This window comes from Bradyrhizobium sp. U87765 SZCCT0048, from assembly GCF_018131225.1.
Taxonomy (GTDB): Bacteria; Pseudomonadota; Alphaproteobacteria; order Rhizobiales; family Xanthobacteraceae; genus Bradyrhizobium_A.
The window spans coordinates 852,707-867,038 of record NZ_JAFCMM010000001.1; the positions used below are offsets into that span (position 1 = coordinate 852,707).

At 66.2% G+C, this 14,332-nt stretch carries 12 protein-coding genes; 3 read left to right on the plus strand and 9 right to left on the minus strand.

Going from position 1 to position 14,332, the window contains the following annotated elements:
• Positions 1-29: 29 nt before the first annotated feature.
• The 6 genes from JQ639_RS03690 to JQ639_RS03715 form a co-directional block, all read right to left on the minus strand.
• Complete coding sequence (locus JQ639_RS03690) at positions 30-1,952, minus strand: potassium transporter Kup (RefSeq protein ID WP_211969349.1); 1,923 nt, start codon at positions 1,950-1,952, stop codon at positions 30-32.
• Positions 1,953-2,133: 181 nt separating this feature from the next.
• Positions 2,134-2,964, minus strand: coding sequence for an OmpA/MotB family protein (locus tag JQ639_RS03695; protein ID WP_211969348.1), 831 nt, complete (start codon positions 2,962-2,964; stop codon positions 2,134-2,136).
• 24 nt (positions 2,965-2,988) lie between these two features.
• Positions 2,989-3,762, minus strand: a complete 774-nt coding sequence (locus tag JQ639_RS03700; RefSeq protein ID WP_211969347.1) for a motility protein A — start codon at positions 3,760-3,762, stop codon at positions 2,989-2,991.
• A 274-nt stretch (positions 3,763-4,036) separates the two neighbouring features.
• The gene (locus JQ639_RS03705) at positions 4,037-4,924 is read right to left on the minus strand and encodes a CDP-alcohol phosphatidyltransferase family protein (RefSeq protein WP_211969529.1); all 888 of its coding nucleotides are present in this window, start codon (positions 4,922-4,924) and stop codon (positions 4,037-4,039) included.
• Positions 4,925-5,005: 81 nt separating this feature from the next.
• Positions 5,006-5,704: a phosphatidylserine decarboxylase gene (locus JQ639_RS03710; RefSeq protein WP_211969346.1), complete on the minus strand. Its 699-nt coding sequence runs from the start codon at positions 5,702-5,704 to the stop codon at positions 5,006-5,008.
• A 39-nt stretch (positions 5,705-5,743) separates the two neighbouring features.
• Positions 5,744-7,699: an ABCB family ABC transporter ATP-binding protein/permease gene (locus JQ639_RS03715; RefSeq protein ID WP_211969345.1), complete on the minus strand. Its 1,956-nt coding sequence runs from the start codon at positions 7,697-7,699 to the stop codon at positions 5,744-5,746.
• A gap of 210 nt (positions 7,700-7,909) precedes the next feature.
• Here JQ639_RS03715 and JQ639_RS03720 point away from each other — a divergent pair, with 210 nt between their 5' ends.
• Positions 7,910-8,515, plus strand: a complete 606-nt coding sequence (locus tag JQ639_RS03720; protein ID WP_211969344.1) for an LOG family protein — start codon at positions 7,910-7,912, stop codon at positions 8,513-8,515.
• 18 nt (positions 8,516-8,533) lie between these two features.
• Here the strand turns inward: JQ639_RS03720 and cimA are convergent, their stop codons facing one another.
• The 3 genes from cimA to cysS form a co-directional block, all read right to left on the minus strand.
• Positions 8,534-10,132, minus strand: a complete 1,599-nt coding sequence (cimA, locus tag JQ639_RS03725; protein WP_211969343.1) for a citramalate synthase — start codon at positions 10,130-10,132, stop codon at positions 8,534-8,536.
• Complete coding sequence (locus JQ639_RS03730; RefSeq protein ID WP_211969342.1) at positions 10,129-10,641, minus strand: GNAT family N-acetyltransferase; 513 nt, start codon at positions 10,639-10,641, stop codon at positions 10,129-10,131. Before JQ639_RS03730 ends, cimA begins: the two co-directional genes overlap by 4 nt.
• 111 nt (positions 10,642-10,752) lie before the next feature.
• Positions 10,753-12,213, minus strand: a complete 1,461-nt coding sequence (cysS, locus tag JQ639_RS03735; protein WP_211969528.1) for a cysteine--tRNA ligase — start codon at positions 12,211-12,213, stop codon at positions 10,753-10,755.
• 366 nt (positions 12,214-12,579) lie between these two features.
• Here cysS and JQ639_RS03740 point away from each other — a divergent pair, with 366 nt between their 5' ends.
• Together JQ639_RS03740 and JQ639_RS03745 are read left to right on the plus strand one after the other, a co-directional pair.
• Complete coding sequence (locus JQ639_RS03740) at positions 12,580-12,885, plus strand: hypothetical protein (RefSeq protein WP_211969341.1); 306 nt, start codon at positions 12,580-12,582, stop codon at positions 12,883-12,885.
• A 268-nt stretch (positions 12,886-13,153) separates the two neighbouring features.
• On the plus strand, positions 13,154-14,311 hold the full coding sequence (locus JQ639_RS03745; protein ID WP_211969527.1) for a DUF2865 domain-containing protein: 1,158 nt from the start codon (positions 13,154-13,156) through the stop codon (positions 14,309-14,311).
• Positions 14,312-14,332 lie beyond the last annotated feature (21 nt).

The following is a 14,332-nucleotide window of genomic DNA, read 5'->3' on the forward strand; positions in this document are numbered from 1 at the left end:
GGATGCGGCCGCAACTCCGGATGGAAATCCTAGATGCTGACCTGCGTGCCGACCTCGACAACACGGCCGGTCGGGATCTGGAAATAGTCGGTGGCGTCGTTGGCCGAACGGCTGAGAGCAATGAACAGATGGTCCTGCCAGCGCGGCATGCCCGAATGGGCCGCCGGCTTCAGCGCCCGGCGGGACAGGAAGAACGACGTCGACATGATGTCGAACTGCCAGCCGAGCTTGCGGGCAACCGCGAGTGCCTTCGGCACGTTCGGCGTCTCCATAAAGCCGAAGCGCAGCGCCACGCGCGAGAAGGTCGGGCTGATCTGCTCGAGGCGAACGCGCTCGGAGACGTCGATGCGCGGCGTCGACGCGGTCTCGATGGTGAGAATAACGTTCTTCTCGTGAAGCACTTTGTAGTGCTTCAGACTATGCATCAGCGCGGTCGGAGCACTGAGCGGGTCGCTGGTCAGGAACACCGCCGTTCCCGGTACGCGCTGCGGCGGCTTTTTCTCCAGCATGGCGACGAGGTCGGCGAGCGGCAGTTCCAGCTTGCGCGACTTCTCGAACAACAGCCGGCTGCCACGCCGCCAAGTGTACATCAGCAGCATCACGACGCCGCCAAGCGCCAGCGGCACCCAGCCGCCCTCGAACACCTTGAGCAGGTTGGCGCCGAGGAACGTGAGGTCGAGCAGCAGGAATGGCGCGATCAGCGCCGCCGCGGCAACCGCGGACCAGCGCCACACCTTCCAGATCACCACAAAGCCCATCAGCGCGGTCACCACCATCGTGCCGGTCACCGAGATGCCGTACGCCGAGGCCAGCGCGCTCGACGAGCGGAACAGCACGACCAGCAGGACCACCGCGACCAGCAGCAGCGTATTGACCCGCGGGATGTAGATCTGGCCGGCGTGGGATTCCGACGTGTGGCGGATCTCGAAGCGCGGCAGCAGGCCGAGCTGGATCGCCTGGCGGGTGAGCGAATAGGCGCCGGTGATCACCGCCTGGCTGGCGATCACGGTGGCGACGGTCGCCATCGCCACCATCGGCAGCAGCGCCCAGTCCGGGAACATGAGGTAGAACGGGTTCTCGATCGCCTTGGGATTGGCGATCACCAGCGCGCCCTGCCCAAGGTAGTTCAGCGCCAGCGACGGCAGCACGATACACAGCCAGGCGCTCTGGATCGGCCGCTTGCCGAAATGGCCGAGGTCGGCATAGAGCGCCTCCGCGCCGGTCACCGCCAGGAACACCGCGCCCAGCGTCACCAGACCGATGACGCCATGATGCAGCATGAAGCTGACGGCGTTGAACGGATTGAACGCCATCAGCACTTCCGGGTGCCTGGCGATCTGCGGCAGCGCCGCGAGCCCGATGATGGCGAACCACACCGCCATGATCGGACCGAAGAACGCCGCGACCCGCGCGGTACCGCGCGACTGCACAGCAAACAGCGCCAGCAGGATCACGAGGGTCAGCGGCACCACATAGGGATCGAAAGCTTCGGTCGCGATCTTGATGCCCTCGATCGCCGACAGAACCGACAGCGCTGGCGTGATAACGGCGTCGCCATAGAACAACGCACCACTGATAATGCCGAGAAGTACAATCGTACCGCTACGGCCAGACAGCGCCCGCTGGGCCAGGGCCATCAGGGCGAGCGTGCCGCCCTCGCCGTTGTTGTCCGCCCGCATCAGGATCAGGACGTATTTGAGGGTGACCACCACGATCAGCGCCCAGATGATCAGGGAGATCACCCCGATCACGGCATGGGGGGTCACCCCGTCCGCCGACGCCGCGGCCGTCACGGCCTCGCGGAAGGCGTACAGCGGGCTGGTGCCGATGTCGCCGTAGACGACGCCGATGCTGCCGAGCAGCAGCGCCCTGTAACTGGCTGTCGAGTGGGTCTCGCCATAGCCATTCGCCGCCGGGGATTCCGCGGCGGTTACTGTGACTTCGGACTGCATGAAAGACCCACCTCGATTGCTTCACCGCACAATGGCAAGCGGCGGCTTATAGTTCCGCGCATAGTGCATAGGTTAGCGCATTTTCAGGCCTCAGGCATGCAAAAGAGCATGTCACGGCGAATGCCATGATCATGTCACGACACGCCCCACCCTCGCAATCGGGGGAAATACGCCGGTAGAATCAGGGCTTTAGGTTAGGCGGCAGCGGCGGATCCTCACGCATCAGCGTGATGGTCACGCGGCGATTGGCCGCCAGCGAGGGATCATCGGGAAACAGCGGCTGGGTGTCGGCCTTGCCGGTCACGCCAAAGATGTGTCCCGGCGGCAACCCCTCGCGCTCCAGAATCTGACGCACCGTATTGGCCCTGTCCGCGGACAGATCGAAGGCGTCATAGCCGGTGCGCGGCGAGACGAAGCCGGCGGCGGTGTGGCCGGAGATCGTGATTCGCAGCGGCGTCGCCTTGAGCGGCGCCGCCAGCTTCTGCAGCAGCACGCGGGTGCGCTCATAGGGCTCCTTGGAGCCGTCGGCGAACATCGAGCGGCCGTCCTGATCGATGATCTCGAGGTTGAGGCCCTGCTTGGTCTCCTCGAACATGATGTGCTTGGAGATCTCGGTCAGCTCCGGCATGTCCTGCAGCGCCTGGCGCAGCGAGGCCGACGCCAGCGCGAATTCGCGGTCGGTCTTCATCCGCGCGCCGGTGACCCGGCTGTTTTCCTCCTGGTCCGGCGTCGGGGTGTTGGACGATTCTTCCGGATTGATATGCGCGACGTTCTTCAGCTTGGCGCGCGTCGGCAGCCCGTCGGTCTCGATCACGCCGGAATAGCGCGCCTCGTTCTGCACGCCGAATGCCTCGCGCATCGAGCCGGCGACGATCTTGAGCTTCTGCTGATCCTGGGTGGAGAACGCGCAGAGCATCACGAAGAAGCTCATCAGCAGTCCCATCAGGTCGGCGAAGGTCACGAACCAACCGTGGCCGCCGGCATGCCCGTCGTGCTTTTTCTTCCTCGCCATCGGCCTCGGTCCAGCTCGCTGCCGTTACGCCGGAACGGGCTCGTCGGCGCTGTGACGATGTTTTTCCGGCAGGTAGGCCAGCAGCATCTCGCGCACCAGCGCCGAGCTCTTGGAGTCGCGGATCATCAGGATGCCGTCGATGATCAAGGTGCGGTTGGTGTCCTCGTCGTGCAGCTTGAGCTGCAGCTTGTCGGCGATCGGCAGACAGAAGATGTTGGCGACGACGGCGCCGTAGAGCGTGGCGAGCAGCGCGGTCGCCATGAACGGGCCGAGCTTGGCGGGATCGCTCATGTTGGCGAACATCTGCACCATGCCGATGATGGTGCCGACCATGCCGAACGCCGGCGCGCAGTCGCCGATGGCGCGATAGATCTTCTGTCCCTCGTCGAGATGGGCGACGAAGTTGTCGCGATCGCGCTCGAGGTTGTCGCGGATGAAGTCGACGTCGTAGCCGTCGGCGACGTAGCGGATGCCCTTGGCCAGGAACGGATCGTCGATCTCGACCTTCTCGAGGCCGACCGGGCCCTGCTTGCGGGCGATCTCGGCGAGGCTGGCAAGCTGATCGACGAGCTCACGCGCGGTGGTCCGGCGCATGGTGAACGCGAACTTGGCGCCGAGCGGCAGGCCATGGAGCATCGAGCTCAGCGGAAAACGGATCAGCGTCGCGGCGAACGAACCGCCGAAGATGATGATGGCGGCATGTTCGGACACGAACATTTCGAGGTCGCCACCCAGGAGCATCATCACTGCGATGACGGCCGTGCCTACGAGGAGGCCGATACTGGTGGCGAAATCCATGGGGAAAGCTCCGACGCGTCCGCGCACTCACACGACCGTCGGTCCTGGACGGGCGGCGGGCCCTTCTGGACCACGCGTCGTCACCCTAGCGTCTGCGCCATTAAGGACGGGTAAAACCAAAGCGACCACGAACCGCCGATGGCTTGTGATCCAACGACTTGCGCCGTTCCGGCCGGCCATTTCGCGCCAATGGATGTCGCCTTCCGACAGCGCCGGCCGCGCCACCGCAAGATTTTGTTAACATTCGGGAAGTGGCAGCCCGGCCGCAGCCGCGTCAGTTCAGGCGGGCGGGCCGGTCGCCGGTCTCGGGCTTGGCGGCCTCGAAGGTCGACGACGGCTCATCGAGCGCGCCGGCGACGCCGGCGCTTCTCGCCACAGCGGCAGCCGCGGCCGTCGCCGCGCGTTCATGGCGGCGGTAGGACAGCCAGCCGAACGGCAAGGTCGCGAGATAGACCAGCGCCCCTACGGACAGCATGTGCCAGGGGTAGCCGATGAGCAGCGCGATCACGAGAATGACGCAGAAGAACACCGGCAGCACCATCTCGGGCGGCACGCGGGTGCTGATGGTCTTGCCGGAGAACACCGGCAGCCGCGACACCATCAGGAAGGCGATCAGCAGGGTATAGAGCGCGACCAGTGTGGTCGGCAGCTTGGGCAGATCGAGGAACGACAGGTAGATCGGCAGCAACCCGAGCAGCGCGCCAGCCGGCGCCGGCACGCCGGTGAAGAAGCCCGCCGCATAGGACGGCTGGTTGGGGGCGTCGATGTTGGCGTTGAAGCGCGCCAGCCGCAGGCCACCGCTGATCGCGAAGATCATCGCGGCGATCCAGCCGACATTGTTGAGTTCGTGAAGCTGCCAGAAATACAGGATCAGGCCGGGCGTGACGCCGAAATTGACGAAATCGGCGAGACTGTCGAGCTCGGCACCGAACCGCGACTGCCCCTTGATCGCCCGCGCCACGCGGCCGTCGATGCCGTCGAGCAGCGCCGCGAACACGATGGCGGCGAGCGCGAGCTCCAGCCGTCCCTCAGTCGACAGGCGGATCGCCGTCAGGCCGGCGCAGATCGCCAGCAGCGTGATGACGTTCGGCACCAGCATCCGCAGCGGAATCGGCCGGAACCGGCGGCGCTTCGGGTCGGGGGATTTCGGATCGTAGGGCATCGACATGGACCCAATATAGCGACGGCGCGGGGCCTCCGCCATTGCCGGCCCGGGCCACATGAGGCCCGCGCCGCCTGACGGTTAATCCACCCGGTAGGTGCGGCCGGCGTCGCCGGCGCGGAAGTCGGCGAGCACGGTCTCGCCGGCGATCGCGGTCTGCCCCTCCGAGACCAGCACCTTGCCGCCTTCGGGCAGGTAGACGTCGAGGCGGGAGCCGAAGCGGATCAGACCGAACCGCTCGCCGGCGCCGAGCGTCTGGCCCTCACGCACGAAGGAGACGATGCGCCGCGCCACGAGGCCGGCGATCTGGACCACGCCGATGCGCCCGTCCGGGGTCGAGATCACCAGCGAGTTACGCTCGTTGTCCTCGCTCGCCTTGTCGAGTTCGGCGTTGATGAACTTGCCCGGGCGATAGGCGATGCGCTCGATGCGGCCGGCCACGGGGCTGCGGTTCACGTGGCAGTTGAACACGCTCATGAACACCGAGACGCGCAGCAGCGGCTTGTCGCCAAGGCCGAGCTCCGCCGGTGGCACCACCTGGGCGATCAGCGACACCCGGCCGTCGGCGGGCGACACCACCATGCCCTCCCGCACCGGCGTGACCCGCACCGGGTCGCGGAAGAACAGCGCGCACCATACCGTGAGCACCACGCCGATCCAGCCGAGCGGCGGCCAGATCCAGAACAGGATCAGGCTGGCGAGCGCAAATCCGCCGATAAAGGGATAGCCCTCCGGGTGGATCGGGGGAATTTGCGCGCGAATCGAATTGACGATGGACATCGGGTCAACCTGGCTGAGCGGAAATGACGTGAACGGCGGCTACTCGGCGGCGTCAGGCGTCGCCAGCGTGTCGCCGAGGTGCGGAGCGGCGTCCTCCGGCGAATCGATCTCGCCGGTCTGCGCCAGCTTCTCCCGCGCCTCTTCCGCCTCACGTTGCCTGTTCCACATGCTGGCGTAAAGCCCGTTTGCGGCCAAAAGTTGCGCGTGGCGGCCGCGCTCGGCGATCTCGCCGTGCTCCAGCACGATGATCTCGTCGGCGCCGACAATGGTGGACAGGCGGTGCGCGATCACCAGCGACGTTCGGTCGCGCGACACGCGATCGAGCGAATCCTGGATCTCTTTCTCGGTGTGGCTGTCGAGCGCCGAGGTCGCCTCGTCCAGCACCAGGATCGGCGGCGCCTTGAGGATGGTACGGGCGATTGCCACACGCTGCTTCTCGCCGCCGGACAGTTTCAGCCCGCGCTCGCCGACCTCGGTCTCGTAGCCCTTCGGCGACATCCGGATGAAACCGTCGATCTGGGCGAGCGCCGCCGCCTCCTCGACCTCGCCGTCGGACGCGCCCCAGCGCCCATAGCGGATGTTGTAGCGGATGGTGTCGTTGAACAGCACGGTGTCCTGCGGGACCATGCCGATGGCGGCGCGCAGTGAACTCTGCGTCACGTTGCGGATGTCCTGGCCGTCGATCAGAATGCGACCGCCGCTGACGTCGTAAAGGCGGAACAGGAGGCGCGAGATCGTCGACTTGCCCGCGCCCGACGGCCCGACGATCGCCACCGTCTTGCCAGCCGGCACCTCGAAGGACAGCCCCTTGAGGATCGGCCGCGCCGGATCGTAGGCGAACTGCACGTCCTCGAAGCGCACCGTGCCGCGCGTGATCGCGAGCGGCTTCGCCCCGGCGACGTCCTTGACCTCCGGATGCCGCGCCAGCACGTCGAACATCTTCTCGATGTCGATCACCGCCTGCTTGATCTCGCGATAGACCATGCCCATGAAATTCAGCGGCTGGTACAGCTGGATCATCATGGCGTTGATCATGACGAAATCGCCGACCGTGTTGTGGCCCTGGCGAACGCCGATCGCGCACATCGCCATGGTGGCGGTGAGACCGCAGGTGAAGATGATGGCCTGCCCGGTGTTGAGCCAGGCGAGCGACGTATAGGTGTCGACGCTGGCGCGCTCGTAGCGCTGCATCGAGCGGTCGTAGCGCTCGGCCTCGCGGAGTTCGGCGCCGAAATACTTCACCGTCTCGTAGTTGAGCAGCGAGTCGATCGCCTTGGTGTTGGCCTGGGTGTCGGAATCGTTCATCCGCCGGCGGATCTCGATCCGCCATTCGGTGGCGATGTAGGTGAAGTACATGTAGACCGCGACGGTCGCGAGCGTCGCCATCACGTAGCGCCAGTCGAACTTCCACAGCAGCACGCCGACCAGCAGCCCGACCTCGATGATGGTCGGCACCAGTTGCAGGATCACCATGCGCACGATGGTCTCGATGCCGGTGCGGCCGCGCTCCAGCACGCGCGTCAGGCCGCCGGTCTTGCGCTCGAGATGGAAGCGCAGCGACAGCTCGTGCATGTGCACGAAGGTCATGTAGGCGAGCCGCCGCACCGCGTGCATCGCGACCTGCGCGAAGATGCCGTCGCGCCACTGGGTCAGCACCGCCATCACCACCCGCATCAGCCCGTAGCTCGCGGTCAGGATCAATGGCGAGGCGATCAGCCAGGTCATCCAGTCGGCCGACGGCAGCGGCGAGGTATTCTCGCCGCTCAGCGCATCGATCGCCCACTTGAACGTGAACGGCACCGCCAGCGTCGCCACCTTGGCGATCAGCAGCAGCACCATGGCCCAGACCGCGCGCATCTTCAGGTCGGCGCGGTCGCCGGGCCAGATGTAGGGCCATAGCCGCACCAGCGTGCCAAACAGCGAGCCGCGGTCGACGGCGACATGGGAGGTCGCGGCAGGAGCCGACGGCGGGTGCGAGCGGGTGGAATCGGTCATCAGGCGGGCCTGGCAGGCGGCCGGGCGCGGCCGCGCATCATCGTGGGAACTCGGGGCGATAGACCCCTCATATAGGGCATTTACCTGCCTCGCATACCCTTGATGGGGAAATCTTTTCCGCCGCGCCCGCAGACCACGGCAAATTCGGTTCCCGACCCACCCTCCGCCGCAGTCTTGACGATGTCACCATCGGGTGCCACATCGCCTTGTATGGACACCCTTTCCTCTCGGATTCGAACGGTCTGCGTCTATTGCGGCTCAGGCCCGGGCACCAACCCCAACTTCATGGCTTCGGCGACCGCCTTCGGACGCACGCTGGCTGAGAATGGCATCGGACTGGTCTATGGCGGCGGTGCCGTCGGCCTGATGGGCCAGGTGGCCAGCGCGGTGCTCGACCATGGCGGCCATGTCACCGGCATCATCCCCGAGTTCCTGACGGCCAAGGAAAACGCGCTCAAGCGCGTCCAGGAGATGATCGTCACCCGCAACATGCACGAGCGCAAGCAGATGATGTTCGATCGCTCGGACGCCTTCGTGGCGTTCCCCGGCGGCATCGGCACGCTCGAGGAACTGGTGGAACAACTGACCTGGGCGCAGCTCGGCCAGCACAACAAGCCGGTGCTGATGGCCAACATCGACGGCTTCTGGGATCCCCTGCTCGGCCTGATCGATCACATGCGATCGACGCAGTTCATCCGCCCCGGCCTGTCCGTGCGCCTCCTGACCGCCAGCAAGGTCGAGGACATCCTGCCGAAGCTTCAGCAGGCCCGCGAGGGCGTGCCTGCGGTCGAGACCGGCGTCACCGAACGGATGTGAGCGCGGCGCGCCACGGCCTCAGGCCGGCGCGCCCGACTTCACCAGCTTGTGCACCACCGAATCCATCAGCGCCTCGAACGAGGCGTCGATGATGTTGGGCGAGACCCCGACCGTGGTCCAGCGCTCGCCGTTCTCGTCCTCGCTCTCGATCAGCACCCGCGTCACCGCCTCCGTGCCGCCATTGAGGATACGGACGCGGTAGTCGATCAGCTTCAGCCCCTCGATATACTTCTGGTACTTGCCGAGATCCTTGCGCAGCGCGACGTCGAGCGCGTTGACCGGGCCATTGCCCTCCGCCGCCGAGATCAGCATCTCGCCGGCGACATTGACCTTGACCACCGCGAGCGCGACCGTCACCCGCTGGCCGTTGGCGTTGTAGCGCTGCTCGACGTTGACGTCGAACTGCTCGACGCGGAAGTAGTCGGGCACGCGGCCGAGCGTGCGCCGTGCCAGCAGCTCGAACGACGCATTGGCGGTCTCATAGGAATAGCCCGCGGCCTCGCGCTCCTTCATCTCGTCGACGAGGCGGCCGAGCCTGGGATCGTTGCGGTCGAACACAATGCCAGAGCGATCGAGTTCGGCGAGCACGTTGGAGCGCCCGGCCTGGTCGGACACCAGCACCTTGCGATGATTGCCGACGAGCTCGGGGGCGACATGCTCGTAGGTCTCCGGCTCCTTGAGGATCGCCGAAGCATGGATGCCCGCCTTGGTGACGAAGGCGCTCTCGCCGACATACGGCGCGTGGCGGTCGGACGGACGGTTGAGGATGTTGTCGAGCGTGCGCGACACCTGAACCAGCGACGCCAGCTTGTCCATCGACACATTGATGTCGAAGGCGTCCGCGAACTCCTTCTTGAGCTTCAGCGTCGGGATCAGCGAGCACAGATTGGCGTTGCCGCAGCGCTCGCCGAGACCATTGAGCGTCCCCTGGATCTGGCGCGCGCCGGCGCGCACCGCCGCCAGCGAGTTGGCGACCGCCTGCTCGGTGTCGTTGTGGGCATGGATGCCGATGTGATCGCCGGGCACATGCCTGACCACCTCGCCGACGATGGCCGCGACCTCGTGAGGCATGGTGCCGCCATTGGTGTCGCACAGCACCACCCAGCGCGCGCCGGCCTCGAAGGCCGCTTTCGCACAGGCGATGGCATAGCTGGAGCTGGACTTGAAGCCATCGAAGAAATGCTCGCAGTCGACCAGCACCTCGCGGCCCTTCGCCTTTGCCGCAGCGACGCTGTCGCGGATCGAGGCGAGGTTCTCCTCGTTGGTGGTACCGAGCGCGACGCGCACCTGATAGTCGGACGCCTTGGCAACAAAGCAGATCGCCCCGGCGTGGGCGTCGAGCAGCGTGGCGATGCCCGGATCGTTGGACACCGAACGGCCTGGCCTCCGCGTCATGCCGAAGGCAGTGAAGGTGGCGCGGCCAAGACCGGGATCGGCGCTGAAGAAATCGGTATCGGTCGGGTTCGCGCCGGGATAGCCGCCTTCGACATAGTCGACGCCGAGATCGTCGAGCATGCGGGCGATCTGGCGCTTGTCCTGCACCGTGAAGTCGACGCCGTTGGTCTGGGCGCCGTCACGCAGCGTGGTATCGAAGAGATAAAGACGCTCGCGTGTCATTGGGTCGGGCCTCTTGGCGGCGTTTCCGCCAGCGTCTTCTGCATGCGGGTGTTGGTGAGCCATTCGTCGCCCACCGAAAGGGTGCTGCGCTGCTGATCGACATAGCCACGCTTGCGAAAGAAATCATGCGCAGTGTCGCTGGCGTCGACCGTGAGCTTGGTCGCGCCGCGCGCCGCGGCGAGCTTCTCGAGCGCCTCGCACAGCGCCGAGGCGACGCCCTGCCCGGCGGCGCCGGGATGGACATAGACCATGTCGATGTGGTCGGCCCCCTTGAGCGAGGCGAACCCCACCGGCGAGGATTGCAGCGTCGCCACCAGCGTGAGCTGCTGGCCGAGCCGTGCGCCGAAAGCGGCCTCGTCGTCGGCCGCCGCCATCCAGGCCTGCTGCTGCTCCTCGGAATAGTCGTCGCCGGTCAGCCCCTCGATACTCTCGACGAAGATCGCCGCGACGATGGCGGCATCAGCCGGAAGATAGGGCCGCAGCCCGATCGCTGGCACGCTCTGCCCCATCTCAGAAAGCTCCCAGCAGCTTGAGGGCGAGAACGGCGGCGACCGCGATCACCGCCCATTTCAGGACGATGTAGTAGCGCCAGTGCTTCGGAAAAGGCGTATCGGGCTTGGTCATCGCGCGATCTCCCAGGTCGTCACCGGCTTGCCGTCGGCGTCCTTGCCGTCCTTCAGCACCACCCCCACCGCCGCGAGCTCGTCGCGAATACGATCGGATTCCCTGAAATCCTTGCGGCCGCGCGCCGCGGTTCGGGCTTCCACCAATTCACCGATTTCGGCGTCGGTGAGACGTTCATGCTGACGCCGTCCCCCCGCGACCGACGGCAGCACGTCCATGTTGATAAATTCGCTTCGGGTTCCGACCGACCGGCGGGCGAGCACATCCCTGCCGTCGCCAAAGCCAAGGAAATTCATCGCGGCGCGGAGATCGCCGAGCTTCTTTTCCTTTCTGAGCGCGTGCATGGCCGTGATCGCTTTCGATACGTTGAGATCATCGCACAGCGCCTCGACGATGTGAGCCGGCACGGTCGCGGATGCCGGGATATCGCCAATGTCGCTGTTCCAGTCCCACAAAGCTTTATGGCTTTCATCCAGCGCCTTGACCGTCCAGTCGATGGGCGATCGATAGTGCGTCCTCAGCATCGCAAGGCGCAGGACATCTCCCGCCCAGGAGGCACCGCCGAATTTTTCGGTCCGCAAAAGTTCATGGATGGTGATGAAGTTGCCGAGTGACTTCGACATCTTCTCGCCTTCGACCTGCAGGAAGCCATTGTGCATCCAGACATTGGCCATGCGGTCGTGGTGGAACGCGCAGCACGACTGCGCGCGCTCGTTCTCGTGATGCGGAAACACGAGGTCGATGCCGCCGCCATGGATGTCGAACTGCTCGCCGAGATGCTTCCAGGCCATCGCCGAGCACTCGATGTGCCAGCCCGGCCGCCCCGGCGCCGCGATGCCGCCAGGCGACGGCCACGACGGCTCGCCGGGCTTGGACGGCTTCCACAGCACGAAATCCATCTCGTCGCGCTTGTAGGACGCGACATCGACGCGCGCACCGGCCATCATCTCGTCGAGGGTGCGTTTGGCGAGCTCGCCATAGCTCGGCATGGTCGCGACGGCGAACAGCACATGATCCTCGGCGACATAGGCGTGGCCGCCCGCGATCAGCTTCTCGATGATCACGGCCATCTCGGCGATGTGTTCGGTCGCCCGCGGCTCGACGGTCGGACGCAAGCACCCGAGTGAGTCGACGTCCTCATGGAACTGGCGCTCGGTCTGCTCCGTGACCCTGCGGATCGCCTCGTTCAGCGGCAATCCCGGATAGTCGCGCGCGGCGCGGACGTTGATCTTGTCGTCGACGTCGGTGATGTTCCGCACATAGGTGACGTGATTAGCGCCGTGGATGTGGCGCAGCAGGCGGAACAGCACGTCAAACACGATCACCGGCCGCGCGTTGCCGATGTGGGCGAAGTCATAGACCGTCGGTCCGCAGACATACATCCGGACATTGTCCGGATCGAGCGGCGCGAACACGCGCTTGTCCTTGCTCAGGGTATCGTAGAGCTTCAGCTCCATAGGTCCCGCCCACACGTTTGCAGCCGTCATCGATCCGGCTGGCCGGGCGTCTTGTCGATCTCATGTGAGAAAAGACGGCCTCAGCCAGCGAATCGCTAGCTCGTAATCTCGCGGCAAATGCCGAAAATGGAGAAAAGGCCGTTCATGGAGCGGCACCATGCGGCAGCGGGGGCGCTCGCGTCAAGGGAACACAACCACCCGGAGCCGCTTTTTTGCCCCCTCGCTGCGGCCCCAAAGCCACGGTCGGCCGCGAACCGCGCCCGCTCGCCGTCATGCCCCCGGGGCGCCACCGTTTCGCCTTGGTTAATCATTTTTAACACAGCCCGTTTATAGCTCTTGCACGTTCTCTCCAGCTCCGGTGCCGTGATGCTGATCCGTTCTGCGCTGTCCTGCCTCCTGCTCCTGACCGCGACGCTCGCCCATGCCGACACGCGCACGTTCGTCATCGCCAACCAGGCCGACGGCTACGGCGTCGACCAGTGCCTGGCCAATGGCGAGCCCTGCGGCTCCTACGCTGCCCAGTCCTACTGCCAGTCCCGCGAGTTCGCCAAAGCGACCACCTACCACCGAATCGACGCCAGCGACGTGACCGGCGCGGTGCCGGTGTCGTCCGGCGGCAGCTGCGGCCACGGCGGCTGCCGCGACTACGTCGCCATCACCTGCCAGCGCTGATCCGGCAGGTCTGCCCCGCGCCACACCGGCGCCGCGGAAACGACGTGACGTTGCCCCGAGAAGCGGCTATGGGATGCCGGTCGGCCGGTGCGGCCGGCGGGTGCCCTGCAGCAGTTTCATGCAAGATCCGGCGGCCGCCAGCGGCGTGCGGCCGGGCCGTGAAGGTCACTCAAAATCCATGTTTCTGGTGCGGTCTCGGCCGGCACGATCCGCAGCGGCACGAGTCGCCGGTGGCTCGCAAACGCCCTGATCGCCACATCAACCGGAACTGTCTGATTTGCCGATCCTTTCCACGTATCGCCGGCTTCTCGTCTGCGCCGCGCTGCTGAGCGCCACGGCCATCGGCCCGGGCGCGCTCGCCCAGGGCTATCCTCCGCCCGGCGCGCCGCCGGCCGCGAACCCGATGTGCCAGCGGCTCGAGGGCCAGCTCGCGATGATCGACCGCGGCGGCGCCGATCCGGCCAAGCTCGACCAGATTCGCCGCTACGAAGAGGCCCAGAACCGCCAGCAGGCCGAGCTCGACCGCGTCACCACCCAGGCCAAGCGCATGGGCTGCGACAGCACCGGCTTCTTCTCGCTGTTCAATGGCCAGGCGTCGCAGTGCGGGCCGGTGAACAACCAGATCCAGCAGATGCGCGCCAACCTCGACCAGATCACCGGCAGCCTGCAGCAGCTGCGTGGCGGTGGTGGCGGCTCCGAGCGCGACATGCAGCGCCGTTCCGTGCTGCTGGCGCTGGCCCAGAACAACTGCGGCCCGCAATATGCCGCGGCCGCCCGCGCCGCTCAGCCCGGCGGCTTCTTCGACAACATCTTCGGCGGCGGCAACAACAATAATCCGGACGGCACCATCGCGCCCCCCTCGCCGGACGCCGCCGCGCCCTCGGGCACCTATCGCACCGTTTGCGTGCGCAGCTGCGACGGCTTCTACTTCCCGATCTCGTTCGCCACCGTACCGGGCCGCTTCGCCGACGACGAGCGCACCTGCAAGAGCCTGTGCCCGGCGACCGACGCCACCCTCTACACCTACCGCAATCCCGGCGAGGACATGAACCAGGCGGTGTCGATCAACGGCCAGCCCTATTCGTCGTCGCCGAACGCGTTCCGCTACCGCCGGGAATTCGACGCGACGTGCAGCTGCAAGGCCGCCGGCCAGAGCTGGGCGGATGCGCTGAAGAACATCGACGACAAGGCGGCCGCCGAACAGCAGGGCGACATCATCGTCACCGAGGACCGCGCCAAGAAGATGTCGCAGCCGCTGGCGCCGAAGTCGGCTCAAGGCCAGAAGAAGGGCGCCCCCGCTCCGGCCGCCGCCGCCACGGCGCCGACGCCCGCCAATGCCAGCCCGGCGGCGCCGGCGACCACCACCGATGCCAACGGCAACAAGACGATCCGGTCGGTCGGCCCGACCTTCATCCCCGCGCGCTGACACCTTGCTGGCGCGGGCGGC